Here is a 25330-nt window from a genome sequence, read left to right as displayed (position 1 = left end):
CCCTCTCTCCTCTCCGGATACCGCCACGAGAATATGAATAACATTATTAGTGTCATATACTTATATGGAATTCAGGGTCTTTCGCCGACTGTCCTCCTCGCCGGTTCCATTGCTGGAATAGAGACAATTTACCGCAGGTGAGGCGGCAGAGATCTGCCCGGAGAATCCCCTCCCCGCTGCTGGATGGCGGTATCCATGTCGGAAGGCGCCGCCGGCGATGGCGGACTCGGAATCGCCCCATTGTTGACAGGAACGCCTGAGCATTAAGGCAATCGTTGCGAAATGCCGCTATTCGAGATGCAGCTCGGCCCCAGGTCGAGGCGCCCGCAGCTTCCGGAGTCGTGTTGATGGTCGTGTCGTCCCGTGCCCTCCTCTTCCTTCCGGCCCCGCGTGGCGCGGCCCCGCACGGGCGGGCCCTCGGCGGCCTCAAGGGCCTGCTGCTGCTTGCGGTTCTGCTCATCGCCGGGCTCGGCGCGGCGCGCCCCGCCGCCGCCCAGGGGGTGGTGAAGTCGGTGCACGGGGAGTGGCAGATCCGCTGCGACACCCCGCCCGGCGCCCAGGGCGAGCAATGCGTGCTGCTCCAGTCCGTGCAGGCGGAAGACCGGCCCAACGTGGGCCTCACCGTCATCGTGCTGAAGACCGCCGACCAGAAGAGCCGCCTGCTGCGCGTGCTCGCGCCCCTCGGGGTGCTGCTGCCGGCCGGGCTCGGCCTCAAGATCGACGACCAGGACGTGGGCCGCGCCGGCTTCGTGCGCTGCCTGCCCAACGGCTGCGTGGCGGAGGTGGTGATGGACGACAATCTCATCAACCGCCTCAAGACCGGCAAGCAGGCCACCTTCATCATCTTCCAGACCCCCGAGGAGGGCATCGGCGTGCCGCTGAGCCTCGAGGGCTTCGGGCCGGGCTTCGACTCGCTGAAGTAGGACCCGGCCGGCAGGGAGCGTTGCCGTATTGCCGCACCGCCGCGGTTTATCGGCCCCGCCCCCGATATGCCCCATCGACGGCACGGTTTGGTCACGCTTTGATGCGCTCCTTGCGCCCGCGCCGATGGCCCATGCGGCCGGCGCTGCGGACCCCGAGCGGGTGATGCGAGTTTCCATGGAGGCATCCGCCGGTCGCGGCGGCAGGGAGATTTGGGGATGCACGGCGAGGACCACACGCTGTTCGTCGCAGCGCTCGCGCTTCTGACCGCCGCCGTCATCTCGGTTCCCATCGCCCGGCGCCTCGGCTTCTCGCCCATCGTCGGCTACCTCTTGGTGGGGGTCGCCATCGGCCCGGTGGGGCTGAACGTGGCGGACCCCTCGCTGGTCTCCACCGTCGCCGAGCTCGGCGTAGTGATGCTGCTGTTCCTGATCGGGCTGGAGCTGAAGCCCTCGCGGCTTCTGTCCATGGGGCGCTACATCTTCGGCCTCGGGGCGGCGCAGCTTCTGCTCAGCGGGCTCGCCTTCGCGCTGCTCGCCTTCTTCGTGTTCGGGTTCGGCACGGCGGCGGCGGTGGTGAGCGGCATGGCGCTCTCGGTCTCCGGCACCGCCATCGCGCTCCAGCTCCTCAACGAGCGGGACGAGCTCGCCTCCCCCTACGGCCAGCGCACCTTCTCCATCCTGCTGTTCCAGGACATCGCGGTGGTGCCGCTGCTGGCGCTGGTGCCGCTGCTGGCGCCCGGCGAGAGCAAGTTCGCCCAGGACCCCTTGGCGGCGCTGCTGCGCGCCGGCACCGCCATCGCCGCCATCGCCGTGATCGTGGTGGCCGGGCGCTACCTGCTCAATCCCCTGTTCCGGGTGCTGGCCCGCTCCGGCGCGCGGGAGGCGATGACGGCCGCCGCGCTGCTGGTGGTGCTGGGCGCCGCCGGCCTGATGCAGGCGGCGGGCATGTCCATGGCCCTCGGCGCCTTCCTGGCCGGGCTGCTGCTCTCCGAATCCACCTTCCGCCACGAGCTGGAGGCCAATGTGGACGCCTTCCGCGGCCTGCTGCTCGCCATGTTCTTCATGAGCGTGGGCATGTCGCTGAACGTGGCGGTGGTGGCGCACAACATCGGCCCCCTGCTCATCGCCACGGCCCTGGTCTCGGTGATGAAGTGCGTGGTGGTCTATTTCGTCTTCCGCAACGACAACATCGCGCCCCGGCAGTCGGCGCTGGCCTCGGTGGTGCTGCTGCCGGCGGGCGAGTTCGCCTTCGTGCTGTTTCCGCTGGGGCTCAACACCGGCATCCTCCAGCCGGCCCAGGCCGACCTGCTGATCGCCCTGGCGGTGCTCACCATGGTCCTCGGGCCGCTGCTGTTCGCGGCCATGGGGCTGGTGCTGCCCCGCCTCTCGCGCGCCGCGCCCGAGCCGGAGGCCGACGACTTTTCCGATGCCGACGGCTCGGTGCTGGTGATCGGCTTCGGCCGCTTCGGGCAGATCGTCTCCCAGTGCCTGCTGGCGGAGGGGGTGGGCGTCACCATCATCGACAACGATGTGGAGATGATCCAGAGCGCGGGCCGCTTCGGGGTGCACATCTACTATGGCGACGGCACCCGGCTGGAGGTGCTGCGCGCCGCGGGCGCGGAGACCTGCAAGGTGATCTGCGTGTGCGTGGACGACAAGGAGGATGCGAACCGCATCGTGGAGGTGGTGAAGGCCGCCATTCCCGGCGCCAAGCTGTTCGTGCGCTCCTTCGATCGCATCCACTCCATGGAGCTGATGCGCCTCGGCGTGGATTTCGAGATTCGCGAGACCCTGGAATCGGCGCTCGGCTTCGGCGGGCAGGCGCTTCGGGCGCTGGGCATCGGCGCCGAGGCGGCGAGCGCCCGCGTGGCCGACGTGCGCGCGCGCGACAGCGCCCGCCTCCGGCGCCAGCTCGAGGAGGGCATCTTCGCCGCGCCGGAGCTGGTGCGCGGCCGCAAGGTGGAGCCCGAGCCCCTCCACACCCCGGAGAAGCCGGCCAAGCCGCTCAATCCCGAGGCCCAGGACATCCTGAGCCACGAGACCGAATTCTCGGGCTGACCCAAGGCATCCTCCCCCTCGGTGGCGATCCCTTCGTGATTTTGACGCCCCCTTTGGTATAAGCTGTCCAAAAGGGATATCGCGCTGCGGCGCGGCTGCGGCTAGGTTGCACGCGGCTGCAACCTCGCGCACACAGCAATGGGCGCGCCGCCGTCATGCCCCGCGACGGCGCAGCCCGCCACGACCGCGAATGCGGCGCGACGACCGCCCGCCGAGCGCGGGCGAGGACACCGACCGGATCTGCCGGGCGACGAATCACGGCCTTCCGGCGGCAAGCGTCGCTGGGAGTGGATGGACCAGTTCGTGGAGCTGCTGCGCGCCGCTCAAAGGGGAAACGGGATGGAAAATCTTGCACGGGCCTACGGCCTCTCCGCGCAGCAGGCCAAGGCTGTCGCCGATGCCCTGATGCCCGCCTTCGCCGACGGCTTCCGGCACACCACCCAGTCGCCCGAGGCCATGGCCTCGCTGATGGCGCTGATGCTGAGCGGCCCCTACGGCGCCTATTACGGCCAGCCCGGCGCCTATGCCGCGCCCCAGCCCGCGCCGGCGCCGCCGCCCCAGCAGCCGGACATGAACCAGCTCGGCGTGAACGCGCTCAACGCGGTGTTCGGCTCCGACGAGGTCAGCCGCGCGGTGGCGGGCCATGTGGCGGCCTCCACCGGCCTCGGCATCGCCATCGTCCGGCAGATGATGCCCACCTTCGCCAGCCTGTTCGTGGGCGGGCTCGCGAAGTCGCTCGCCGCCTCCGGCGCGCTGCAGACCATGACCGCGGCGCTGCTCAGCCGCCTGCCGCTGGGCCTCCCGCAGACGCGGCCTGCCCCCATCTCGTCCGGCAATCCCTGGATCGACGCCTTCCTGGCGTTCTCGGCCACCACCGCCAGCCAGCCCACCTATTCCTCGGGCAACCCCTGGGCGGATGCGTTCGCGCGGGCGATGTTCCAGCACGCGACGCCCCCGGCCCCGGCGCAGCCCCGCGCCAATCCCGCCAGCGCCTGGCAGGATGTGGTGAGCGCCATGGCCAACACCCTCGCCCAGACCGGCGCCCCGGCCCAGAGCCCGGCCGCGCCGCCCCCTCCTCCGCCCGTGCCGCCGATGCCGGCGCAGTCGGATGCGCTGCTCAACCCGCTGCAGCCGTTCCAGGAATTCTTCGCGAAGATGTTCGCCCAGGGCTTCCCGCCCAATTTCCCCACCGGCGGCGGCGCGGAGCGCTCGGCCTATTCCGTGCCCGAGTTCTGGCTGGACGTGCTCAGCCGCGCGCGGCAGACGGTGCCCGAGGCGGAGATCCTGCCCCCGGAGAAGCCCCGCCTCGTGAAGAAGGACGGCGAGGGCCGCTAAAGCAAAAAGGACCCGCGCCGGTTGCGGTCGGCGCGGGTCCAGCATCGGCGGGGCAGAGGGGCGTGCCCGCCGATATTCCGTAAGGGCCTTGCGCCTTCAGCCCTGCCCCGCCTCGCGGCACAGCAGCCGGCGGGCGGCGCGGCGCTCGGTGGCGCGCAGCACCAGCACGCGGGTGGGATCGGCCCCCAGGGGGGCGCTCACCGCGTCGCGCACGTCGGCGCGGGTGATGCCGATATCCCTGAGCATGTGGTCCTCGAGCGCGGCGAGGCGGGCCATCACGCGGCGGTGCTCGATGGTGCGCGCCATGGCGGCAAGGCCGGTCACGGCCCAGGCCGCCGCACGGCCGGCGGCAGCCATAACGGCCCCCGCCGAAGACCGGAACCCAGCGCGCCCTTGGGGCGCCGCGATGCTGTGGGTGTCACCAAGCGCGCTCATTCTCATCTCCCTTACCGCGACACGCTCGCCGCTCTCCTCTCCAGGGCCGTCCGCTCGCGCCGAAGCACGCGCGAAACGCCCTCATCCATCGATTTCGTCCACGGCCCCGCAGGCCGGAGATCACTCCGCGAGAACGCTCTTCAGCGGCGCTGGGCCTGGCCCGGCGCGCCGCGAGGAGCCGTGGCGCGGCTTCTTTTGCGCGCGCCAGACAAATCACTCTAGCGAATGTTTTTCATTCCACATATCATCTTGCGTGATGAATGATCCGGGGCGCCGCCGCCCCGGCAGCACGCGCACCGGAGCCCCGCCATGACCGCCCTGCTCGACCCCGACCAGCTGCGGACCTTCGTCGCCATCGCCGAGACCGGCAGCTTCACCCGCGCGGCGGACGTGGTGCACAAGACCCAGTCGGCGGTTTCCATGCAGATGAAGCGGCTTGAGGATCGCGTCGGCCGCGCCATCTTCGCGCGCGACGGCCGCGCCTCACGCCTCACCGAGGACGGCGAGCGGCTCCTGGATTTCGCCCGCCGCATCGTGCGGCTGAACATGGAGGCCGTCCTCACCTTCGCCGACACCGAGCTTTCGGGCCGCGTGTGCCTCGGCGTGCCCGACGACTACGCCGACCGCTACCTGCCCGACATCATGGCCCGCTTCTCCCGCACCCACCCCGGCGTGGAGCTGACCGTGATCTGCGAGCCCACCAGCGAGCTGGTGCAGCGCATCGCCGCCGGCACCATCGACCTCGCCATCATCACCGCCACCGAGATCACCGCGCGCAATGCCCAGGTGATCCGCCGCGAGCGGCTCATGTGGGTGGCCTCGGCCCGCCACGCCGTGCACCAGGAGCCGGTGGTGCCCCTTGCCCTGGGGCGGCCCACCTGCCAGTGGCGCGACATCGCGGTGGCGCGCCTCGCCACCGCCGGGCGCGGCCACCGCATCCTCTATTCCAGCCCAAACAGCGGGGCGGTGGCGGCGGCGGTGCTCTCCGGGCTCGCGGTCTCGGTGTTCCCGGAATCGGGGCTGCGGCCGGGCATGCGGGTGCTGGGCGCCGCCGAGGGCTTCCCGCCCCTGCCGCCATGCGACATCGGCCTCCTGCGCAACCGGCACGAGCCTTCGCCGCTGGCGGACGCGCTGGCACAGCACGTGGTGCAGGGCCTCGACAACCTCACCGGCCAGGAGGCGGCGCAATAGCCGCGCGGCGGAGCCTCTTTCCCCGCGCCGCCCCCTTGCGCGGCGCCTGAAAGGGGGAAACTCTGCGCCCCGTGCGCGAGGGAAAGATGACGCGACCCCCTGTCCTGATCTGGTTCCGCGACGACCTGCGCCTTTCGGACAACCCCGCCCTTCACGCGGCGGCACGCTCCGGGCGGCCGCTTGCCGCGCTGTTCGTGCTCGACGAGGACGCGCCCGGCATCCGCCCCCTGGGCGGGGCGGCGCGCTGGTGGCTGGCCGGATCGCTGCGGGTGCTGGCGGCGCAGCTCGGCCGACACGGGGTGCCGCTGGCGCTGCGGCGCGGCCCCGCCACCCGCGTGGTGCCGCAGGCGGCGGCGGAGATCGGCGCCGCCCTGGTGCTGTTCAACGACCGCGCCGGCGGGGCCGAGGCGCGGGTGGACGATGCGGTGGCCGCGCGCCTGCGCCAGGAGGAGCGGGAGGTGGAGCGCTTCTGCGCCCACCTGCTCCATGCGCCGGGCACGGTGGCCACCGGCGGCGGGCGCCTGCCCCGCACCTTCTCCGCATTCCAGCGCGCGGCCATGCGCCTGCCGGCGCCCGGCGCGCCCCTGTCCGCACCCGAGCGCCTGCATCCGGCGCCCGCGCTCGCGGGCGAGGCGCTGGAGAGCTGGGGCCTGGAGCCGGAGCATCCCGACTGGGCGGGCGGCCTGCGCCTCGCGTGGCGGCCGGGCGAGCCCGGTGCCCAGGAGCGCCTTTCCGATTTCATCGACGAGGGGCTGGCGGGCTATGGGACGGGGCGGGACTTTCCGGCCCGGCCCCACGTCTCCCGCCTGTCGCCGCACCTGCGGTTCGGCGAGATCTCCCCGCGCCAGATCCTGGCTGCCGTGACCCACGCCGTCGCGGCGGGCGAGGCGCCGGCCGGCGACACGGAGAAGTTCCTGAGCGAGCTCTACTGGCGCGAGTTCGGCCACCACCTGCTGGCGGCGGAGCCGGATATCGCCCGCCGCAACATCCAGCCCGCCTTCGACGCCTTCCCCTGGCGCGAGTGCCCCGGCGAGCTGAAGGCGTGGCAGCGCGGCGTGACCGGCTATCCCCTGGTGGACGCGGGCCTGCGCGAGCTGTGGCAGACCGGCTGGATGCACAACCGCGTGCGCATGGTGGTCGCCTCCTTCCTCGCCAAGCACCTTTTGATCGACTGGCGCGCGGGCGAGGCCTGGTTCTGGGACACGCTGGTGGATGCCGACCCCGCCAGCAACCCGGCGAGCTGGCAGTGGGTGGCAGGCACCGGCCTCGACGCCGCGCCCTTCTTCCGCATCTTCAACCCGGTGCTCCAGGGCGAGAAGTTCGACCCCGACGGCGCCTATGTGCGCCGCTTCGTGCCGGAGCTGGCGCAATTGCCGGCGAGCCTGATCCACAAGCCCTGGACCGCCGACACCGCCACCCTGCGGCGTGCCGGCGTCACGCTCGGCGGCAATTATCCGCGCCCTCTCGTGGACCATGCCGCAGCGCGGGAGCGGGCGTTGCTCGCGCTTAAATCCACGAGACAATATCGGATAAATTGACTTGATACAGCCATCGTTAGCGATATAGGCTAAGCCTACTTTGTTTAAGGGCTTACTCGATCATGATCCGTAACGGTCTTGTGGAATCCATTGGCAACACGCCCCTCATTCGCCTGAAGCGCGCCTCGGAGGAAACCGGCTGCGAGATCCTCGCCAAGGCGGAATTCCTCAATCCCGGACAATCCGTGAAGGACCGCGCCGCCCTCGGCATCATCAGGGACGCCATCGCGCGCGGGGCGCTGCGGCCGGGCGGCGTGATCGTGGAAGGCACCGCCGGCAACACCGGCATCGGCCTCGCGCTGGTGGCGGCGCCGTTCGGGTTTCGCACGGTCATCGTCATTCCCGAGACCCAGTCCCAGGAAAAGAAGGACATGCTGCGGCTCGCCGGCGCCACGCTGGTGGAGGTGCCCGCGGCGCCCTACTCCAGCCCCAACAACTACGTGAAATACTCCGGCCGCCTCGCGGAAGCCCTCGCCAGGAGCGAGCCCAACGGCGCGGTGTGGGCCAACCAGTTCGACAACGTGGCCAACCGGCAGGCGCACATCGACACCACCGGCCCCGAGATCTACGAGCAGACCGGCGGCAAGGTGGACGGCTTCGTGTGCGCGGTGGGCTCCGGCGGCACGCTGGCCGGCATCGGCATCGCCCTCAAGGAGCGCGACAGCGACATCAAGATCGCCCTGGCCGATCCGCCCGGCGCCGCGCTCTATTCCTATTACACCACCGGCAGGCTGGAGGCCGAGGGCTCCTCCATCACCGAGGGCATCGGCCAGGGGCGCATCACCGCCAACCTGGAAGGCGCGCCGGTGGACCTCGCCTTCCAGATCCCCGACACGGAATCCGTGCCCATCGTATTCGACCTGCTGGAGCACGAGGGCCTGTGCGTGGGCGGCTCCTCGGGCGTGAACGTGGCGGGCGCCATCCGCCTCGCCAAGGAGATGGGGCCGGGCCACACCATCGTGACCATCCTCGCCGACTACGGCACGCGCTACCAGTCGAAGCTGTTCAATCCGGAATTCCTGCGCTCCAAGAGCCTGCCGGTGCCGGCGTGGCTGGAGCGCAAGACCGAGGTGCCCAGCGTCTTCCTCTGAAGCCCTGCGACGCCGGGCCTGTGGATGAGCGCCGCCGCGCCCGTCCATGGGCCCCGCCGGGCGCGCTACAACCTGCCGGCCGCCCCACCGGGGGCGCGCCCAGAAGGAGCATGTGCCATGACCGACACCCCCGCCTTCGTGTCCACCGAGTGGCTCGCCGCCAACCTCGGCGCGCCCGACCTCGTCGTGGTGGACGCCTCCTGGCACATGCCGAATTCCGGCCGCAGCGGCGCCGCCGAGTTCGAGGCGCAGCACATTCCCGGCGCCGTCCATTTCGACATCGACGCCATCGCCGACCATTCCACCGCCCTGCCGCACATGCTGCCGGGCCCGCACGCCTTCGCCCAGGCGGCGGGCGCGCTCGGCATCGGCGACGGGCTGCGCATCGTGGTCTATGACAGCCTCGGCCTGTTCTCCGCGCCGCGCGTGTGGTGGACCTTCAAGGTGTTCGGCGCCCAGGAGGTGATGATCCTCGACGGCGGCCTGCCCAAATGGCTGGCGGAGAACCTGCCGGTGGAGAGCGGCCCGGCCCGCCGCGCGCCGGCCACCTTCACCGCCCGCCTCGACCATTCCATGGTGGCGGACATCAACACCGTAGAGCGGGCGCTCGCCGCCGGCAGCGCCCAGGTGCTGGACGCCCGCGCCGAGGCCCGCTTCCGCGGCGAGGCGCCCGAGCCGCGCGAGGGGCTGCCCTCCGGCCACATGCCCGGCGCCTTCAACCTGCCCCACGGCCGTGTGGTGGACGGCGGGCGCCTGCTGCCGCCGGAACAGGTGCGCTCCATCGTGGAGGCCACCGGGCTCGATCTCTCGCGCCCGGTCATCACCTCCTGCGGCTCCGGCGTCTCGGCCGCCATCCTGTGGCTGGCGCTGGAGAGCATCGGCAAGCGCCCCCTGGCGCTCTACGACGGCTCCTGGACCGAGTGGGGCGCCAGCGGCAAGGCCATCGCCGTCGGCTGAGGCACGCAAGGCAGCGCGCGCAAATGCTTTTGCGCGCGCGATAGTGTATAGGGACGCGCGATCAACGAAGGGGCGTGACGGCAGATGCGGATCTTGATCACGGGTGGCGCGGGCTTCATCGGCTCGGCGGTGGTGCGGCATGTCGTGGGCCTCGGGCACGAGGCGCTCACCTTCGACAAGCTCACCTACGCGGGGAACCTCGCCTCCCTGGCGCCGGTGGCGGACAATCCGCGCCACCGCTTCCTCAAGGCGGACATCTGCGACGCTCCCGCCGTGCGCGCCGCGCTTGCCGCGTTCCGCCCGCAGCTCGTGATGCATCTCGCGGCCGAATCCCACGTGGACCGCTCCATCGACGGGCCGGCAGCCTTCATCGACACCAACGTGACCGGCACCTTCGTGATGCTGCAGGAAGCGCTGGCCTATTGGCGCGGCCTGCCGGACGCAGAGAAGGCAGCCTTCCGCTTCCACCACATCTCCACCGACGAGGTGTTCGGCAGCCTGGGGCCGGAGGGCCTGTTCCGCGAGGACACGCCCTATGCGCCGAACTCGCCCTACTCCGCCTCCAAGGCGGCCTCCGACCATCTGGTGCGGGCGTGGCACCACACCTATGGCCTGCCGGCGGTGATGTCCAACTGCTCCAACAATTACGGGCCCTACCACTTCCCCGAGAAGCTGATCCCGCTCGTGATCCTCAATGCCCTGGAGGGCGCCGAACTGCCGGTCTACGGCACCGGCGAGAACGTGCGCGACTGGCTGTTCGTGGAGGATCACGCCGAGGCGCTGTTCACCATCGCCACGCGCGGACGGCCGGGCGAGAGCTACAACGTGGGCGGCGCCAGCGAGCGGCGGAACATCGACGTGGTGCGCACCATCTGCGCCGCCCTCGACGCCAAGGTGCCCGATGCCGCCGGCCCGCGCGAGCGGCTCATCCGCTTCGTAACGGACCGGCCGGGACACGACGCGCGCTACGCCATCGACTTCTCCAAGCTCCACGGCGAGCTGGGCTGGTCGCCACGCCACACCTTCGAGAGCGGCATCGCGGATACCGTGCAGTGGTATCTCGACAACCGCGCCTGGTGGGAGCCGCTGCGGCAGCGCTACCAGGGCCAGCGGCTGGGCCTCGCGCCGGAACGGAAGGCCTCCTGATGCGCATCCTGCTGCTTGGCGCCGGCGGCCAGCTCGGCCGCGAGATCACCGATCGCGCCGCCGCCCGCGCGGTGGAGCTCACCGGGCTCGACCACACCGCCCTCGACATCTGCGACCCCGCCGCCGTGGCCCGCGCCCTGGAGGCCCACCGCCCCGACGTGGTGGTGAACGCGGCCGCCTACACCGCCGTGGACAAGGCCGAGAACGAGCCGGAGATCGCCGCCCGCATCAACGCCTTCGCCCCGGCCCACATCGCCGAGCGCTGCGAGCGCTACCGCACGCCGTTCATCCACGTCTCCACCGACTACGTGTTCGACGGCACCAAGGCCGCGCCCTATGTGGAGCAGGACCCGGTGGCACCGATCGGCGTCTACGGCCGCACCAAGGCGGCGGGCGAATCCGCCGTGCGCTCGGCGGCGGAGCGGCACATCATCGTGCGCACCTCCTGGGTCTACGGCGCCCACGGCCACAACTTCCTGAAGACGGTGCTGCGCCTCGCGCGCGAGCGCGACCGGCTCACCATCGTGGCCGACCAGCACGGCTGCCCCACCGCCACGCGCGACCTCGCCGAGGCGCTGCTCACCGCCGCCGAGGCGGCCGCGGCGGGCGATGCGCGCTGGGGCACCTACCATTTCGCCGGCGACGGGGCGACCACCTGGCACGGCTTCGCCGCCGAGATCGTGCGCGCGGCGGGCCCGCGCCTGGGCCGCACGCCGGAGGTGGCGCCCATCACCACCGCCGACTACCCCACCCCGGCGCAGCGCCCGGCCAACTCGCGCCTCGCGAGCGACCTGTTCCATCGCACCTTCGGCCTGCGCGCCGCGCCCTGGCAGGAGCGCGTGGCCGAGGTGGTGGACACCCTGCTCGCCGAAGCCCCCGCGACGCGCTGACCACGATGGCGCGCCGCCGTGCGCGGACACGCCGCCGCACTTTTTCGCACCGCACGCATCCTGTAGGCTGCGCCGCGGCATTCCTGACGAAGCCCGCCGGACCTTGAGATGAGCAGCAACTTCAACGAAGAAACCGTGAAGAGCGTCCACCACTGGACCGACCGCCTCTTCACCTTCACCTGCACCCGCGATCCCGGCTTCCGCTTCCTCAACGGGCAGTTCGCCATGATCGGCCTGCTGGTGGACGGCCGGCCGCTGCTGCGCGCCTATTCCATGGCCAGCGCCAATTACGAGGAAGACCTGCAGTTCTTCTCCATCAAGGTGCAGAACGGCCCGCTCACCTCGCGCCTCCAGCATCTCAAGGTGGGCGACAAGATCCTGGTGGGGCGCAAGCCCACCGGCACCCTCATCCAGGACAACCTCCTGCCCGGCAAGCGGCTCTACCTGCTCTCCACGGGCACCGGCCTTGCGCCCTTCCTCTCCGTCACCAAGGACCCGGACGCCTACGAGCGGTTCGAGAAGATCATCCTGGTCCACGGCACCCGCACGGTGGCCGAGCTGGCCTATGAGGACTTCTTCACCAAGGAACTGCCGCAGAACGAGTTCATCGGCGAAGAGGTGAAGAAGAAGCTGATCTACTACCCCACCGTCACCCGCGAGCCCTTCCGCAACCAGGGCCGGCTGACGGAGCTCATGACCTCCGGCAAGCTCTTCTCCGACATCGGCATGCCCGTGATGTCGCCGGAGGAGGACCGCTTCATGCTGTGCGGCAGCCCGGCCATGCTGAAGGATACGGTGGCGATCCTTGAGGAGCGCGGCTTCAAGGAAGGCAGCCAGTCCGAGCCCGGCCACTATGTGATCGAAAAGGCGTTCGCGGAGCGCTGAGGCGCGCGGAACGCCATTCCCGCTTCCTGGACCCTGGAGCGTTTTTTGTTCGTGCCAGCTCACGGATAGCGCCCCAGACTCCTGGGTTTACGCATTTTCTTCACGCGAGCCGGTGTCCACTTCGCTTGAAAATGCTCTAATGCCGAAGGCCCGTGCGTGTTTTTCATGCGCCTTCGGACCGGCCCTTGCGGCGCCTGGACGGAACCCGTCCGGCGCAAATCGAGGACCGGGGCCGGCGGCCTGACGCGGCCGGCGGCGTGGCGGCAACCGAGGGGTGGACGGATCGGGGCATGTTCGACGCGGTCATCATAGGCGGCGGGCCCGCCGGCGCCTCCTGCGCCCTGTGGCTCAAGATGCTGGGCTTCCGCCCCTGCCTCATCGAGCGCAGGGCGGCCCTGGGCGGGCTGCAGAACGACAACCCCTACCCCAACGAATGGATCGCCTCCGCCCCCGACCGCACCGGCTACGAGGTGGCGAGCGACATCCACCGCCACGTCCTCGCCCATGACATCGTGTGCCGGCTGGGCGAGGGGGTGAGCGCGCTCGACCGGATCGACGGCGGCTTCCGCGCCACCACCACCGGCGGCGCCATGGTGTTCGCCCGCACCGCCGTGCTCGCGAGCGGGGTGCGGCCGGTGAAGGGCGGGCTCGCGGCCTCCGAGAACGTGCTCATCGGCCCCGGCCGCACCATGTTCAACGCCGCCTTCGAGGGCCAGGAGGTGGCGATCCTCGGCGGCGGCGACAACGCCTTCGAGAACTACATGTTCGTGCGCAAGCGCGGCGCGGCGGCGGTGCACATCTATGCCCGCACCATCCGCGCCCGCCGCGCGTTCCTGGAGAAGGTGCCCGCCAACGACGTGCGCCTCGGCCCCTACCACGTGGAGCCCGAGCGCCCGGCGGTGGCGAGCCGGCCCTACGACCGGCTGGTGGTGCTCTACGGCTGGGAGCCCTATCTCCCCTTCGCCGCCCACCTCGACCTCGCCCGCACCGCGCGCGGCTTCGTGGAGACCGACCCCGACTGCCAGACCTCCATTCCCGGTCTCTATGCCATCGGCGAGATCGCCCAGCGCATGCACCCGTGCTGCGTCACCTCCATGGCGGACGGGGTGGTGGCGGCCAAGGCCATCCAGCGCACGTTGGAGCAGGATGCGGTCTCCCGCTTCGTGGAGCGCGTGCGCGCGAGCCGGGCAGCGGAGGAGTGAGGCCCAGGGCCCATGAGTTTCGCTTATGGGCCTTCGATTAAGCCCGCACTGTGCTTGAGCGGAGCCACGCGGCACCGGTCAAAGACGGGGCCGATGGTATGAGGCCCAGGGCCCGTGCGCCTTACTCCCTCCGGGCCTGCCCGTGGGCCGAAGATCGCGCCCCGTGCCGCGTTCGCGGGTCGCGGACCGATGGCGTGACGGGCCGTGGCGCCCGCCCTATTCCCCGGCCAACCGCGCTGCCGATGGCGCGGGCGCATCCGCGTCGCGCATCACGGCCGTGGGCGCGGCCAGGGCGGCCGCCACCTCGGGCCGGCGCATGAGGGCGGCGGCGGCGGCATAGACGTCGCCGGGGTCGCCGGCTGGCGCCTGCGGCACCTGCGCCACCACCCGCGCCGGGCGCGGGGAGAGCACCACGATGCGGTCCGCGAGGCGCACCGCCTCCGCGAGGTCGTGGGTGACGAACAGCACCGCCGTGCCCGCCCGCTCCACCTCGCGCCGCACCAGGGCCTGAAGCTCCTGCCGCAGGCCCACGTCGAGGGCGGAGAAGGGCTCGTCCATCAGCACCAGATCCGGCGCGGGCGCGAGCGCGCGGGCGATGGCCACGCGCTGCCGCATGCCGCCGGAGAGCATCGCCGGCCGCTTGGCGAGATCGGCCGGCGAGAAGCCGAAACGGGAGAGGATGTCCGCCGCCGCCGCGCGCCGGGCGGCGCGGGGCACGCCGCGCGCCTTGAGGCCGAAGGCGGCATTGTCCAGCGCATCGGCCCAGGGCAGCAGCCGCGGCTCCTGGAACACCATGGTGAGATTGGAAAAGCCGTTGTGCAGCCGGCCCGCGCCCGGCGCCTGCGCGCCGGCGGCAAGGCGCAGCAGCGTGGTCTTGCCGCAACCCGAGCGGCCGATCAGCACCACCAGCTCGCCGGGCCGCACGTCGAGATCCACGTGGTCGAGCACCACGCCGTCGGCGAAGGCGAGGCCCACCCCCTCGAAGCGAAGCATGGCTCAGCCCCCCGCCATGGGCACGGCGGCGGACGCGCCGTCGCGGGCCGCGAGCCAGCCGCGCAGGGGCGCCAGCAGCACCGCATCCGCCAGCAGCAGGAACGCCACCACGAGCACGATCCACGCCATGGTCTCGGCCAGATCGAGATAGGCCCGCGCATTGGCGATGCCGCCGCCCACGCCATCGGAGCCGCTCAGCACCTCCGCCATGACCGCCACCTTGAAGGAGAAGGCGAGCGCGGTGGCGAAGGCCGGCGCCAGATGGTCCGCCAGGGCGGGCAATATGAGGTCGCTCGCCCGCATGCGCGCGGGCGCGCGATAAACCCGCGCCATCTCGTCGAGGCGCGGATCACGGCTGCGCACGCCCTGGAGCGCGGCGAGGAACACGATGGGCGCCGCCGTCACCGCCACGGTGAATGCGGGCGCCCCGCCGCCGGGGCCGAACCACAGCAGCGCCAGCACCACCCAGGCGATGGGCGGCGTGCCCAGGATCATGACGAGCACCGGCGCCACCATGGCGCCCACTGGCGTCACGAGGCCGCCGGCGAGGCCCAGCGCCAGCCCGGCGACCCCGCCCACCAGGAAGCCGCCGAGGGCATGGCCGGCGGTGGCGGCGAGCGCCGGCAGCGCCAGCCCCTCCGCGACGAGGCGCCAGAGCGCCCGCCCTGTTTCCTGAAGGGACGGCAGAACGAAGGGGCCGAGGGCGTAGTGGCCCCACTGCCAGGCGGCCAGCAGGGCGAGCACGCCCAGGGCCCCCCACCCCCAGCGCGCGATGCGGCTTCCCGCCGCCAGTCCTCGCGACACGGCGCGCATGCCCGCCGCCTCACATGTCGAGGTAGAAATCGTCCGGCGGCAGCTTGCCGCCCAGGGCGTCCGGCTGCATGGAGAGGATGGTCTCGTAGAAGGCGACGAGGCCGGGCTTCAGCGTCCTGGCGCCGGTGGCGACCACGTTGAAATGGTCGAGCGAGGCGGCGAACACCGGCGCCTTCATGCCCATCTTCTCCTGCGCCAGCTCGCCGGCGGCGGGCTTGTTGGCCAGCACCCAGTCCTTGGCCGGCACGAGGCCGCCGCGCAGGGCCGCGACCACCTCCGGATTGTCCTCCAGCAGCTTCTCGTGCACGGCGATGCCGGCCATGGGCAGGCCGAGCCCGTTGTGCTGCTCGCGCCACACGGCCTGCAGGTTGACCGCGCGGTAGAGCGGCTTGCCCGCCTGCTTCGCCATCATGATGGCGGCGGTGGCCGGCGGCTCGGAGAGCACGGCGGTGGTGACGCGCCCGGCGGCGAGCATCTGCGCCGCCTCCATGGGGGTCTGCACGTAGGTGAGCTTCACGTCCTTGTCCGGGTCCATGCCGGCGCCCTTCAGGCAGGCGCGGAAGACGAGGTCGGGCATGTCGTTGCGGAAGAAGCCCAGCACCTCCTTGCCGGCGAGGTCCTTCAGGTCCTTGATGTTCTCGTCCGCGCTCACGACCGTGAGGTGGCCCATGGAGAGGATGGCGAACAGCTTCAACGGCAGGCCGCGGTTGGCGAGGTTCGCGGGCACGTGGGTGGGGGTGGTGAACAGGCGGGTGCGGCCGGAGACGATGGCCGCGCGCAGGTCGTCGGTATCGCGCCACAGGCGGAAGGTGGCGCCGGGCGCGGCGGCATCGAGCCCGCCGGAGGCCAGAAGGCGCACCAGGACGATGGTGGAGCCATTGGGCGCGCCGAGAATATCGAGCCCCTCGGCCGGCTTGGCGAAGGCCCGCGTGAAGCCCCCGGCGCCGAACGCGACGAGGCCGGTGGAGGCCATGGCGCCGAGCATCTGCCGGCGGGAAAGCAATGCGGTCATGAAAATCATCCCCTCGCCGCCCCGGCGGCCGGGGCGGAGTGCTATATACATTTAGACATAGCACAGCCCATGCGTGGACTTCACGCGGCACCGGGCCGGCACGATGTCGCGCCGGGGAGACGGGTAGCCTTTTGCCTGCCGAGATGGCAGCATCCGGGCCGATCGCTTTCGGGAACGGGGGAAGACATGGGCGCTCTTGCAATGCGGCTGCTGGCCATGGCGGTGGCGGTTCTGCTGCCGGCATCCACGCTGCCGGCGGCGGCGCAGACGCTGGACCGGGTGACCCAGAGCCAGACCTTCCGCATCGGCTATCGCCAGTCCGCCCCGCCCTATTCCTATGCCGCCGCCGACGGGAAGCCCGCCGGCTATGTGGTGGACCTGTGCCGCGAGGTGGCGGCGGGCGTGCAGAAGGCGCTGAAGCTGCCCAGGCTGAACATCGAGTATGTGCAGGTCTCCGCCGACGACCGCCTGCAGGCGGTGCACGACGGGCGGGTGGATGTCCTGTGCGAGCCCACCTCCATGACCATGTCGCGCCGCGCGCTGGTGGACTTCTCCCTGCCCACCTTCCTCGACGGCGCCAGCGTCGTCACCCGCGGCGCGCCGGTGAAGGGGCTGGAGGATCTCGCCGGCCGCAAGGTGGGCGTGCTGAAGGGCACCACCACCGAGGAAACCCTGCGCTCCACCCTCGCGCAGATGCATGTGAAGGCCGACGTGGTGGCCGTGGACGACCACCCCCAGGGCCTGAAGATGCTGGCGGACGGCAAGCTCGACGCCTATTTCGGCGACCGGGGCATCTTGTTCTACCTCATCACCAACAGCCCCTATGACAAGTCGCTCTCGCTCTCGGACCAGTATTTCACCTTCGAGACCTACGCCCTCGCCCTGCCGCGCGGCGACCAGGCCTTCCGCCTGCTGGTGGACACGACGCTGGCGGACCTCTACCGCACCGAGCGCATCCGCGATATCTACGCCCGCACCTTCGGCAAGTTTCCGCCGGACCAGTTCCTGAACGCCCTGTTCGTCATCAACGGCGTGCCGAGATAATCCCCATGCCAGGGGCCCCTGCCCTTGCGGGACCGACTTCTCCGCGTCGTGCAGTCATGCCAGGAAGGGGCGGACACCCGTCCTGAAACTGATTGCCCGAACGGATTGCCCATGAACGGTCTCGAAACCGAAGGCCTGCTCTCCGCCTGGTCCTTCGACGGCAAGGGCGCAGCCACCCAGATCGGCTGGAACGAGATCCTCAACACGCCGATCCCCGAAGAGGGCTTCGTGTGGCTCCACTTCCGCCACCTCGAACGCGCGCCGCAGGTCTGGCTGCGGCAGAAATCGGGCATCGACCCCTCCGCCATCGAGGCGCTGGTGGAGGCGGAGGCCCGCCCGCGCTGCGCGGTGTTCGCGGACGGCGCCCTGCTCTCCCTGCGCGGCATCAACCTGCAGCGCAACGCGCTGCCGGAGGAGCTCATCACCGTGCACCTGTGGGTGGATGGCAAGCGCATCATCTCGGTGCAGCACGAAGCCCTCTCCGCCATCGCCGACTATGAGGACATGCTGAAGCGCGGCCGCTGCCCGCGCACCCAGGGCGAGTTCGTGGCCGAGCTCTCCATGCGCCTCGTGGACCGGCTGGACGCGGTGGTGAACAGCCTCATCGACGAGGCCGACGACCTGGAGGACGATGTCGCGCGGCTGGAAAGCTCGGTGCTGCTGCCCAAGGTCGCGATCCTGCGGCGGGTCGCCATCAAGCTGCGCCGGCACATCGCGCCCCAGCGCGAGGCGCTCAACCATTTCTCCCTGGAGGACGATTCCTGGCTCGGCCCCAAGGACCGCAACCGCCTGCGCGACGCGGCCGACCGCGTGACCCGCTTCACGGAAGAGCTGGACAGCGTGCGCGAGCGCGCCGCCGTGATCCGCGACCAGATGGTGGACCGCCGCGCCGAGCAGATGAACCAGTCCATGCTGGTGCTGGCGGTCGTGACGGTGGTGTTCGCCCCGCTCACGCTCATCTCCGGCATGTTCGGCATGAACGTGGGCGGCATCCCCGGCTCCCAGGATGGCGAGGGCTTCTGGATCGTGACCGTGATCCTGGTCCTGCTCGGCCTGTTCTTCCTGTGGGCCTTCCGCCGACTGCGCTGGATCTGAGGCGCGGCCGGCGCCCTTGAGCGCCCTCGCCCGCGTGCCAAAAGAAAAAGGGAGCGCCCCGGCGCGATGGCCGCGGCGCTCCCCGTATCCTGCCGGATCAGATGGCCTTGCTGTACAGTTCGGCCACGTAGTCCCAGTTCACCAGATGGTCCACGAAGGCCTTCAGGTAGTCGGGACGGCGGTTGCGATAATCGATGTAATAGGAGTGCTCCCACACGTCGACGCCCAGGATGGGGGTCGCGCCGTGGATCAGCGGGTTCTCGCCGTTGGGGGACTTGGAAACCTCGAGCTTGCCGTCCTTGACGGACAGCCAGGCCCAGCCCGAGCCGAACTGGCCGGCGCCGGCGGCGATGAAGTCTTCCTTGAACTTCTCGACCGAGCCGATGTCGGCGATGATCTTCTTTTCCAGCTCGCCGGGGATGGCGCCGCCGCCGTTCGGCTTCAGCCAGTTCCAGAAATGCAGGTGGTTATAGTGCTGGCCGGCGTTGTTGAAGAGCGCGGCGTTCTTGCCGTAGGAGCCCTTCACCACCTCCTCAAGGGATTTCCCTTCAAATTCAGTTCCCTTTAGGAGATTATTGCCATTATTGACATAAGCGAGATGGTGCTTGTCGTGATGGTACTCCAGGGTCTCGCGCGACATGTACGGGGCGAGAGCATCGTAGGAGTAAGGCAGGTCGGGCAGCGTAAAGGACATGAAACATCTCCGCAAACGATCCGGCACACACTCGGCGCCAGATCGCAGGTCCCGCCCAGGCGGGAGATGCGGAGCGACCGAGCTGCGAACTAGATAGGGCGGGGTCGGTCCTCAAACAACCTTGATCTCGCCAATTTTCCGGATGCGTCGCCACCCTGGCGCCATATCCGGACGGACTGCAAAGGGGCGTCCGGCCGCCGGTCTCTTCGGCGCGCGCGTGGCCGGCACAGCGGAGTGGGGTAGCGGGATGTGGTGGTTTCTAGTCCTTCTCGGCATACTGATCGCGCTCTCGGGCCTTTCGGTCATCGCGCTCGGCATTTCCATCTTCGTGTCGACCTTCGGCAACACGCTCATCACCACCGGCGCGGTGGCGGCCTCGGGCGGGTTCGTCATCACCGCCATGGGGCTGGTGCTGCGCCAGATGGAACGCCTCTCACAGCGCATCGACGCCGCCATCGGCCGCGTCCGGACGGACGAGGAGCCGAAGGCGGAGGCTGAGCCCGCCGTCCTGGAGCCGGTGCCGGCCAAGCGCGGAAAGGCCGCCCCTGCCGCCGCCGGAGAGGCTCCGTCCACGGAGGCGCCCGCCGCCGGGACAGCGCCCGAGGGCGCCGGCCGCGACCTTCCCGCCGCCGGCGAGAAGCGCGGCGCCGGAGAGGCGGGGCCCGAGATCAAGCCCGAGACGAAGCCGATGACCGCCCGCGAGCGGATGAAGCCGGAGCTGCGCGCCCCGCGCCTGCCGGCGGAGGAGGCCAAGCCCGCCGAGCCGGAGGCGCCGCGCGCCGCCCAGCCGTCCCCCGCGGAGGACCCCATGGTTCAGGCGCGGCGCGAGCGGCTGGAGCGCCGTGGCGAGACACCCGCCCCCGCTCCGGCCGAGCCGCGCACGCCCCTGCCGCCCCGCCCGCGCGCCGGCCTTGAGCCGCCCGCGCCGCGCGGCCCCCGCCCGCCCGAGCCCCGCATCACCGAGCCTCGCGCGCAGGAACCCCGCGCGACGGAGCCTCGGGCCACCGAGCCTCGTGTGCAGGAACCCCGCGCGACGGAACCTCGCGCGACGGAGACGGAGGCCGCCACGACGGCCGCCCCCGTCGCCCCGGCTCCGGAGCCGGAGGCCCCCGCCGCCACCGCCGAGGAACCGCGCATCCTCAAGTCCGGCATCGTGGGCGGCATGGCCTATACGCTTTATTCGGACGGCTCCATCCAGGCCGAGCTGCCCGACGGCGTGGTGCGCTTCTCCTCACTGCAGGAGCTGCGCGACCATGTGGCGCGGGCCCAGCAGATGCGCTGACGCGACGGCGCCCTCCGCGACACCGGGGGCGCCTCGCGCACGCGCGACGACGGCCCGCGGAGGCACAATCTCAGGTTGATTTTCGGAATATGTTTCACGCCGCCGACATTCCGTTCGCCGCGGCGGACGCCGTGTGCGGCGCTCCGCGCGCTCCCTTCGGGCGAGACACGGCGCGTGACACCCCGAGCAGCCGCGGAACGAACCAAACGCCCCGCAGCAGAGGCGCCCCGCGCGCCGGGGCGTGGTGCGGACGGCGGGGATCGAACCCGCATACCCGGAGGTGAGGGATTTTAAGTCCCTTGCGTCTACCAGTTCCGCCACGTCCGCATCGCGCCCGGCCGGGCGGGAATGCCTCAGGATTCGGCGTAAGTCGAGGGGTCCGCCGGGGTCAGGGACACCGACTCGCCACAACCGCAGGAAGAAACCTGATTCGGATTGTTGAAGACAAACTGGGCGGCCAGCTTGTCCACCTTAAAGTCCATCTCGGTTCCCAAAAGGAACAGCAGGGCCTTCGAATCGATCACCACCCGCACGCCCTTGTCCTCGACGACGGTATCCAAGGGGACGATGTCGTGAGTATATTCCATGGTGTACGACATGCCGGCGCAGCCTCCATTGGCCACGCCCAGTCGCACCGCGTCGCCGGGCCGCTCGGCGGCGGCGAGAAGCTCCTTCAGGCGCGCGGCGGCAGCGTCGGTGATGCGGAGAACCGGTGGACGTGGACGCCTGCCCTCGGTCGGACGCTGGCCCTCGGCCGGCGGGGAAACCTCGCTCATGAACGTTCTCCAGCTCGCGCCCCACAGCCTGGGGCGATCCTTAACCCCTAGATGGTGGATCGCGCCGGCCACGGCAAGGCATCGTCCCGCCGTGGCGGCGCGCGCCGGCGGCGGCTAGAGGGGAATCGCGGAATCCGGTATTCGCCGGCCCGCCCCTGTTTCACCGGGCCGGCACTGTCCCGCCGATCGAGAGTTCAAGTACGAGATGCTTATCCGCAGTCAAAGCCTGGGCCTGACGATCGCATACGTGGTCATCGCGGGCATCTGGCTGCTCCTTCCCGACGTGTTCCTCTCCCGCCTCCTCGGCGCGGACACGGCCACCGTGATCTCCCCCTACCGCAACGCCCTGTTCGTGGCCTTCTCGGCGCCGCTCCTGCTGCTGGCGCTGCAGCGCGTGGGCGGCAAGGACGGGCGCGCACGCACCTTCCAGCCGAAGCTGGTGCACATGGCCATCGCCTCGCTGGCGCTGAGCATCGCGGTCATCGCCGGCATCGCCTACACCTACGAGACCGCCTCCCAGCGCCTCATCAGCGACAACCGGCGCTACCTCGCCGGCTTCACCGAGGTGCAGAACCAGACCCTGCTGCGCCAGCGCGCCTTGCGGACGGCCGCCACCGAGGCCATCGCCGGCCTGCCCGCCCTCGCCGGCGCGATGGGGAGCGGAACCACCGACCGTGAGCAGGCGCGCCTCCTGCTCGAGCATTCCACCTCGGCCTTCGATTTCACCGCCTTCCAGGTGCTCGACCTCGACGGCCGCGGCCAGATCGCCACCACCAAGGGGCTGGTCATCCCGCCCGGCATCACCACGGGCATCCGCCAGGCGGTGGAGACCCGGCAGCCGGTGTTCGTGCCGCTCTGGGATTCCGGGGATGGCGACACCCGCAGCGGCGTGCTCGCCCCGATCATCGACGCGGAGGCGCCGGGCAAGCCCGTCACCGGCGTGCTGCTGAGCGAAACCTCCGCCTCGCAATTCCTATACCCGTTGCTCGCCGGCGCGCTGCGCGGATCCAACACCACCGACGTCTTCCTCATGCGTCCCGCCGGGGGCGGGCGCTGGGTCATCACCTCGCCCCAGCGGGGAAGCGATTCGCCGCCCCTCACCGAGACCATCGACGGGCGCACCTATGACTTCGCCGCCAGCCCCGACGGCGGGCAGATCGGCATCGGCACCGATCACCTCGGCCGGCCGGTGCTGGCCTTCCGCCGCCCGCTGGACGGCACGCCCGCCGATCTCGTGGCCAAGACCGACCTCCAGGAGGTGCTGGGCGACGCGCAGATGGTGGCGGCGCTCTCCACGGCGGTCGCCGGGCTGTCGCTCATGCTCGCCTTCGCCATCGGCTACGCCGCCACCGAGAGCGCCAAGCGGCGGACGACGGCGCGCATCACCGCCCAGGCGCGGGCGCTCGACCATGCCGAGATCCGCTTCCGCGCCACCTTCGAGCAGGCGGCGGTGGGCATCGCCCACATCGGGCTCGACGACACCTTCCTGGAGGTGAACCAGACCCTGTGCAGCCTGCTCGGCTACACCAAGCAGGAACTGGCCGGCCAGCACTACGGGCGCATCCGCCGCCCCGACGAGAGCGCCGACGACGTCCGCATCTGGCGCGCCCTCATCGCCGGCGCCGTGCCCAACGTGCAGACCGAGCAGCGGCACGTGCGCAAGGACGGCAGCGAGGTCTGGCTCGCCTGCACCACCTCCCTCGCCCGCACGCCGGAGGGCGCGCCGGACTATTTCATCATGGTCGCCCGCGACATGTCGGTGCGCCGCGCGCAGGAAGTGGCCCTGCTCGAAAGCCGGGAGCGGTTCGAGCTCGCCGTGGGCAGCACCGAGCAGGGGGTGTGGGACTGGCGCCGCCGCGGGCCCGGCATCTATCTCTCGGAGCGCTGCCACACGCTGCTGGGCTTGCCCGCCGACAGCCCGCTCGACCTGATGCGCCTGTGGCGCGAGCTTCTGCATCCGGAGGACCGGCCCGTGTTCCGCAAGGCGTGGCACCGCCTGCGCAACACCACGGACGACCTGTTCCAGGCCGACGTGCGGCTGCTCCACGCCGACGGCACCTATCACGACTACCGCCTTCGCGGCTGCGCCAAGCGCGACCGGAGCGGCATGGTCGAGCGCCTCGTGGGCATGCTCGACGACGTGACGCAGGACCGGCGCACCGAGCGCCACCTGCGGCTCGCCGCCGCCGTGTTCGTCAGCTCGAACGAGGGGCTGGTGGTCACCGACCTCGGCGGCACCATCTCGGCGGTCAATCCCGCCTTCACCCGCATCACCGGCTATGACGAGCAGGACGTGGTGGGGATGAACATGCATGTCATGCGCTCCGGCCGCCACGACATCGCCTTCTACAAGCAGATGTGGGGCGCCATCCGGAAGAACGGGAGCTGGCAGGGCGAGATCTGGAACCGGCGCAAGAATGGCGAGGTGTTCCTGCAGCAGCTCGTCATCAGCACCGTCTACGACGCCGACGGCGCGCCGCAGAGCTATGTCGGCGCCTTCCACGACATCACCGCCATCAAGCGCAGCGAGTTCGAGCTCGACCACATCGCCCATTACGACCTGCTCACCGACCTGCCCAACCGCACCCTGCTCGCCTCCCTGCTCGACCATGCGGTGACGCGGCCGGCGGCGCGCTGCGCGGTGCTGTGCGTGGACCTCGACCGCTTCAAGACCGTGAACGAGAGCTACGGCCACGTGGCCGGCGACCAGGTGCTGCAGATGGCGACCGCCCGCATGCGCGGCGTGCTCGGCGCCAACACCACCCTGGGCCGCTACGGCGCGGACGAGTTCCTGGTGATCGTCGACGACGTCCGGGGCCCGCAGGATGCCGCCGCCACCGCCAGCACGGTCATTTCCGCGCTCGCGGCGCCCTATGTGTTCCCCCCGGACGGGCAGGACGTCTACGTGGGCGCGAGCGTCGGCATCTCGCTCTACCCCGAGGATGCGGACAACGCCCAGAAGCTGGTGCAGCACGCCAACTCCGCTTTGTTCGAGGCCAAGAACAACGGGCGCGGCACCTACGCCTTCTACACCCGCGAGCTGACGGACACCGCCAAGGCCCGCATCGAGATGGAGACCGAGCTGCGCCGCGCCCTCGCGCGCCAGGAGTTCGAGCTGCACTACCAGCCGTGCGTGGACCTCACCACCGGGCACATCCGCAGCGTGGAGGCCCTGGTGCGCTGGCGCAGCCCCACGCGGGGGCTGGTGCCGCCCGACCGCTTCATCCCCTTCGCGGAAGAGACCGGCCTCATCGTGCCGCTGGGCGACTGGGTGCTGGAGGAAGCCTGCCGCCAGATGGCGAAATGGCTGAAGGCGGGCATGGTCTGCGACTATGTCGGCGTCAACCTCTCGCCCCGCCAGTTCAGCCGCGAGGCCATCTGCGACCGGGTGCGCGAGGTGCTGCGCCTCACCGGCCTGCCGCCGGAGCGCCTGGAGGTGGAGATCACCGAGGGCATGCTGTTCGAGGCGCGGGACGCCGCCGAGCAGAAGTGCCGGAAGCTCGCCGACATGGGCGTGCACATCGCCCTCGACGATTTCGGAACGGGCTATTCATCGCTCGGCTATCTCAAGCGCTTCCCCATCTCCAAGCTGAAGATCGACCGCAGCTTCGTGCGCGACCTGCCGCGCTCGGCGGCGGACGGGGAGATCACGGTCGCCATCATCGCGGTGGCGAAGGCGCTCGGCATGGAGGTGGTGGCGGAGGGAATCGAGACCGGGGCGCAGTACGACTTCCTGCGCAACCGCGCCTGCGACCTCGGCCAGGGCTACCTGTTCAGCCGCCCGCTGATGGTGGCCGACATCGAGGCCCGCTTCGCCGGCAAGCAGGTGCCTGTGGCCGAGCTGGCCGCGGCCGAGGCGGCGGCGAGCGCCTGAGCGAGCGGGGCCGGCTTTCGGCGGAGGGCGGGGCCCCGGCAAAAGCGGAGCAGGGCGCGCGCCACGCGGGCGCCGCCAAAGGCCCGGGAGAGCGTT

21 protein-coding genes and 1 tRNA gene are annotated in these 25330 nt (G+C 70.8%); 15 read left to right on the top strand and 7 right to left on the bottom strand.

What is annotated here, in order from left to right:
- Window positions 1-347: 347 nt before the first annotated feature.
- From V5F75_RS08860 to V5F75_RS08850, 3 genes are all read left to right on the top strand, one after another.
- Window positions 348-923 (top strand): invasion associated locus B family protein, encoded by a 576-nt coding sequence (locus V5F75_RS08860; RefSeq protein ID WP_394034735.1) that lies wholly within the window; start codon window positions 348-350, stop codon window positions 921-923.
- Between the two features lie 216 nt (window positions 924-1139).
- A complete protein-coding gene (locus tag V5F75_RS08855; RefSeq protein ID WP_394034736.1) occupies window positions 1140-2981 on the top strand; it encodes a monovalent cation:proton antiporter-2 (CPA2) family protein in 1842 nt (613 codons plus the stop codon).
- Between the two features lie 339 nt (window positions 2982-3320).
- Complete coding sequence (locus V5F75_RS08850) at window positions 3321-4316, top strand: DUF937 domain-containing protein (protein WP_509212163.1); 996 nt, start codon at window positions 3321-3323, stop codon at window positions 4314-4316.
- Window positions 4317-4412: 96 nt separating this feature from the next.
- Here V5F75_RS08850 and V5F75_RS08845 read toward each other — a convergent pair whose 3' ends face one another.
- Window positions 4413-4673, bottom strand: coding sequence for a DUF1127 domain-containing protein (locus V5F75_RS08845; RefSeq protein ID WP_394034738.1), 261 nt, complete (start codon window positions 4671-4673; stop codon window positions 4413-4415).
- Window positions 4674-5060: 387 nt separating this feature from the next.
- Between V5F75_RS08845 and V5F75_RS08840 the strand changes: the two genes are divergently transcribed.
- The 8 genes from V5F75_RS08840 (at window position 5061) to V5F75_RS08805 (ending at window position 13651) form a co-directional block, all read left to right on the top strand.
- Window positions 5061-5942, top strand: a complete 882-nt coding sequence (locus V5F75_RS08840; RefSeq protein WP_394034739.1) for a LysR substrate-binding domain-containing protein — start codon at window positions 5061-5063, stop codon at window positions 5940-5942.
- Window positions 5943-6028: 86 nt separating this feature from the next.
- Window positions 6029-7480, top strand: coding sequence for a cryptochrome/photolyase family protein (locus V5F75_RS08835; protein ID WP_394034740.1), 1452 nt, complete (start codon window positions 6029-6031; stop codon window positions 7478-7480).
- 62 nt (window positions 7481-7542) lie between these two features.
- Entirely contained in the window at window positions 7543-8571 is a 1029-nt protein-coding gene (locus V5F75_RS08830) for a cysteine synthase A (RefSeq protein ID WP_394034741.1), read from the top strand.
- Window positions 8572-8688: 117 nt separating this feature from the next.
- Window positions 8689-9528 carry a 3-mercaptopyruvate sulfurtransferase gene (sseA, locus tag V5F75_RS08825; RefSeq protein WP_394034742.1) on the top strand — a complete coding sequence of 280 codons (840 nt, stop codon included), beginning with the start codon at window positions 8689-8691 and terminating at the stop codon, window positions 9526-9528.
- 84 nt (window positions 9529-9612) lie between these two features.
- The gene (gene rfbB, locus V5F75_RS08820) at window positions 9613-10674 is read left to right on the top strand and encodes a dTDP-glucose 4,6-dehydratase (RefSeq protein ID WP_394034743.1); all 1062 of its coding nucleotides are present in this window, start codon (window positions 9613-9615) and stop codon (window positions 10672-10674) included.
- Window positions 10674-11564 (top strand): dTDP-4-dehydrorhamnose reductase, encoded by an 891-nt coding sequence (gene rfbD, locus V5F75_RS08815; RefSeq protein WP_394034744.1) that lies wholly within the window; start codon window positions 10674-10676, stop codon window positions 11562-11564. Before rfbB ends, rfbD begins: the two co-directional genes overlap by 1 nt.
- Before the next feature lie 108 nt (window positions 11565-11672).
- Window positions 11673-12449, top strand: a complete 777-nt coding sequence (locus V5F75_RS08810; protein ID WP_394034745.1) for a ferredoxin--NADP reductase — start codon at window positions 11673-11675, stop codon at window positions 12447-12449.
- Between the two features lie 290 nt (window positions 12450-12739).
- Entirely contained in the window at window positions 12740-13651 is a 912-nt protein-coding gene (locus tag V5F75_RS08805) for an NAD(P)/FAD-dependent oxidoreductase (RefSeq protein ID WP_394034746.1), read from the top strand.
- A gap of 216 nt (window positions 13652-13867) precedes the next feature.
- On the opposite strand, the gene V5F75_RS08800 is transcribed toward V5F75_RS08805, so the two are convergent.
- Genes V5F75_RS08800 through V5F75_RS08790 form a run of 3 tightly spaced genes read right to left on the bottom strand, consistent with a single transcriptional unit; the run spans window position 13868 to window position 16469 of the window.
- Window positions 13868-14644 (bottom strand): ABC transporter ATP-binding protein, encoded by a 777-nt coding sequence (locus V5F75_RS08800; RefSeq protein ID WP_394034747.1) that lies wholly within the window; start codon window positions 14642-14644, stop codon window positions 13868-13870.
- A gap of 3 nt (window positions 14645-14647) precedes the next feature.
- Window positions 14648-15457, bottom strand: a complete 810-nt coding sequence (locus V5F75_RS08795) for an ABC transporter permease (RefSeq protein WP_394034748.1) — start codon at window positions 15455-15457, stop codon at window positions 14648-14650.
- Window positions 15458-15467: 10 nt separating this feature from the next.
- Window positions 15468-16469, bottom strand: coding sequence for an ABC transporter substrate-binding protein (locus V5F75_RS08790; protein WP_394034749.1), 1002 nt, complete (start codon window positions 16467-16469; stop codon window positions 15468-15470).
- A 186-nt stretch (window positions 16470-16655) separates the two neighbouring features.
- Between V5F75_RS08790 and V5F75_RS08785 the strand changes: the two genes are divergently transcribed.
- Window positions 16656-17513, top strand: coding sequence for an amino acid ABC transporter substrate-binding protein (locus V5F75_RS08785; protein WP_394034750.1), 858 nt, complete (start codon window positions 16656-16658; stop codon window positions 17511-17513).
- A gap of 111 nt (window positions 17514-17624) precedes the next feature.
- Entirely contained in the window at window positions 17625-18608 is a 984-nt protein-coding gene (locus V5F75_RS08780) for a zinc transporter ZntB (protein WP_394034751.1), read from the top strand.
- Window positions 18609-18705: 97 nt separating this feature from the next.
- Here the strand turns inward: V5F75_RS08780 and V5F75_RS08775 are convergent, their stop codons facing one another.
- Window positions 18706-19302 carry a superoxide dismutase gene (locus V5F75_RS08775; protein ID WP_394034752.1) on the bottom strand — a complete coding sequence of 199 codons (597 nt, stop codon included), beginning with the start codon at window positions 19300-19302 and terminating at the stop codon, window positions 18706-18708.
- Between the two features lie 247 nt (window positions 19303-19549).
- Between V5F75_RS08775 and V5F75_RS08770 the strand changes: the two genes are divergently transcribed.
- Complete coding sequence (locus V5F75_RS08770; RefSeq protein WP_394034753.1) at window positions 19550-20584, top strand: hypothetical protein; 1035 nt, start codon at window positions 19550-19552, stop codon at window positions 20582-20584.
- Between the two features lie 242 nt (window positions 20585-20826).
- Here V5F75_RS08770 and V5F75_RS08765 read toward each other — a convergent pair.
- Together V5F75_RS08765 and V5F75_RS08760 are read right to left on the bottom strand one after the other, a co-directional pair.
- Window positions 20827-20911, bottom strand: a tRNA-Leu gene (locus V5F75_RS08765).
- Window positions 20912-20937: 26 nt separating this feature from the next.
- The gene (locus tag V5F75_RS08760) at window positions 20938-21360 is read right to left on the bottom strand and encodes a HesB/IscA family protein (protein WP_394034754.1); all 423 of its coding nucleotides are present in this window, start codon (window positions 21358-21360) and stop codon (window positions 20938-20940) included.
- Between the two features lie 205 nt (window positions 21361-21565).
- Here V5F75_RS08760 and V5F75_RS08755 point away from each other — a divergent pair, with 205 nt between their 5' ends.
- The gene (locus V5F75_RS08755) at window positions 21566-25234 is read left to right on the top strand and encodes a sensor domain-containing protein (protein WP_394034755.1); all 3669 of its coding nucleotides are present in this window, start codon (window positions 21566-21568) and stop codon (window positions 25232-25234) included.
- Window positions 25235-25330: the final 96 nt, after the last annotated feature.

The sequence above is a fragment of the Xanthobacter albus genome, from assembly GCF_043194895.2.
GTDB lineage: Bacteria > Pseudomonadota > Alphaproteobacteria > Rhizobiales > Xanthobacteraceae > Xanthobacter.
This window is presented reverse-complemented; position numbering and strand designations above follow the sequence as displayed.

What these genes read in the sequence shown, in the direction of transcription:
- V5F75_RS08860 (WP_394034735.1), top strand. Translation starts at nt 348, where the DNA reads ATGGTCGTGTCGTCCCGTGCCCTCCTCTTCCTTCCGGCCCCGCGTGGC.
- V5F75_RS08855 (WP_394034736.1), top strand. Translation starts at nt 1,140, where the DNA reads ATGCACGGCGAGGACCACACGCTGTTCGTCGCAGCGCTCGCGCTTCTG.
- V5F75_RS08850 (WP_509212163.1), top strand. Translation starts at nt 3,321, where the DNA reads ATGGAAAATCTTGCACGGGCCTACGGCCTCTCCGCGCAGCAGGCCAAG.
- V5F75_RS08845 (WP_394034738.1), bottom strand. Translation starts at nt 4,673, where the DNA reads ATGGCTGCCGCCGGCCGTGCGGCGGCCTGGGCCGTGACCGGCCTTGCC.
- V5F75_RS08840 (WP_394034739.1), top strand. Translation starts at nt 5,061, where the DNA reads ATGACCGCCCTGCTCGACCCCGACCAGCTGCGGACCTTCGTCGCCATC.
- V5F75_RS08835 (WP_394034740.1), top strand. Translation starts at nt 6,029, where the DNA reads ATGACGCGACCCCCTGTCCTGATCTGGTTCCGCGACGACCTGCGCCTT.
- V5F75_RS08830 (WP_394034741.1), top strand. Translation starts at nt 7,543, where the DNA reads ATGATCCGTAACGGTCTTGTGGAATCCATTGGCAACACGCCCCTCATT.
- sseA (WP_394034742.1), top strand. Translation starts at nt 8,689, where the DNA reads ATGACCGACACCCCCGCCTTCGTGTCCACCGAGTGGCTCGCCGCCAAC.
- rfbB (WP_394034743.1), top strand. Translation starts at nt 9,613, where the DNA reads ATGCGGATCTTGATCACGGGTGGCGCGGGCTTCATCGGCTCGGCGGTG.
- rfbD (WP_394034744.1), top strand. Translation starts at nt 10,674, where the DNA reads ATGCGCATCCTGCTGCTTGGCGCCGGCGGCCAGCTCGGCCGCGAGATC.
- V5F75_RS08810 (WP_394034745.1), top strand. Translation starts at nt 11,673, where the DNA reads ATGAGCAGCAACTTCAACGAAGAAACCGTGAAGAGCGTCCACCACTGG.
- V5F75_RS08805 (WP_394034746.1), top strand. Translation starts at nt 12,740, where the DNA reads ATGTTCGACGCGGTCATCATAGGCGGCGGGCCCGCCGGCGCCTCCTGC.
- V5F75_RS08800 (WP_394034747.1), bottom strand. Translation starts at nt 14,644, where the DNA reads ATGCTTCGCTTCGAGGGGGTGGGCCTCGCCTTCGCCGACGGCGTGGTG.
- V5F75_RS08795 (WP_394034748.1), bottom strand. Translation starts at nt 15,457, where the DNA reads ATGCGCGCCGTGTCGCGAGGACTGGCGGCGGGAAGCCGCATCGCGCGC.
- V5F75_RS08790 (WP_394034749.1), bottom strand. Translation starts at nt 16,469, where the DNA reads ATGACCGCATTGCTTTCCCGCCGGCAGATGCTCGGCGCCATGGCCTCC.
- V5F75_RS08785 (WP_394034750.1), top strand. Translation starts at nt 16,656, where the DNA reads ATGGGCGCTCTTGCAATGCGGCTGCTGGCCATGGCGGTGGCGGTTCTG.
- V5F75_RS08780 (WP_394034751.1), top strand. Translation starts at nt 17,625, where the DNA reads ATGAACGGTCTCGAAACCGAAGGCCTGCTCTCCGCCTGGTCCTTCGAC.
- V5F75_RS08775 (WP_394034752.1), bottom strand. Translation starts at nt 19,302, where the DNA reads ATGTCCTTTACGCTGCCCGACCTGCCTTACTCCTACGATGCTCTCGCC.
- V5F75_RS08770 (WP_394034753.1), top strand. Translation starts at nt 19,550, where the DNA reads ATGTGGTGGTTTCTAGTCCTTCTCGGCATACTGATCGCGCTCTCGGGC.
- V5F75_RS08760 (WP_394034754.1), bottom strand. Translation starts at nt 21,360, where the DNA reads ATGAGCGAGGTTTCCCCGCCGGCCGAGGGCCAGCGTCCGACCGAGGGC.
- V5F75_RS08755 (WP_394034755.1), top strand. Translation starts at nt 21,566, where the DNA reads ATGCTTATCCGCAGTCAAAGCCTGGGCCTGACGATCGCATACGTGGTC.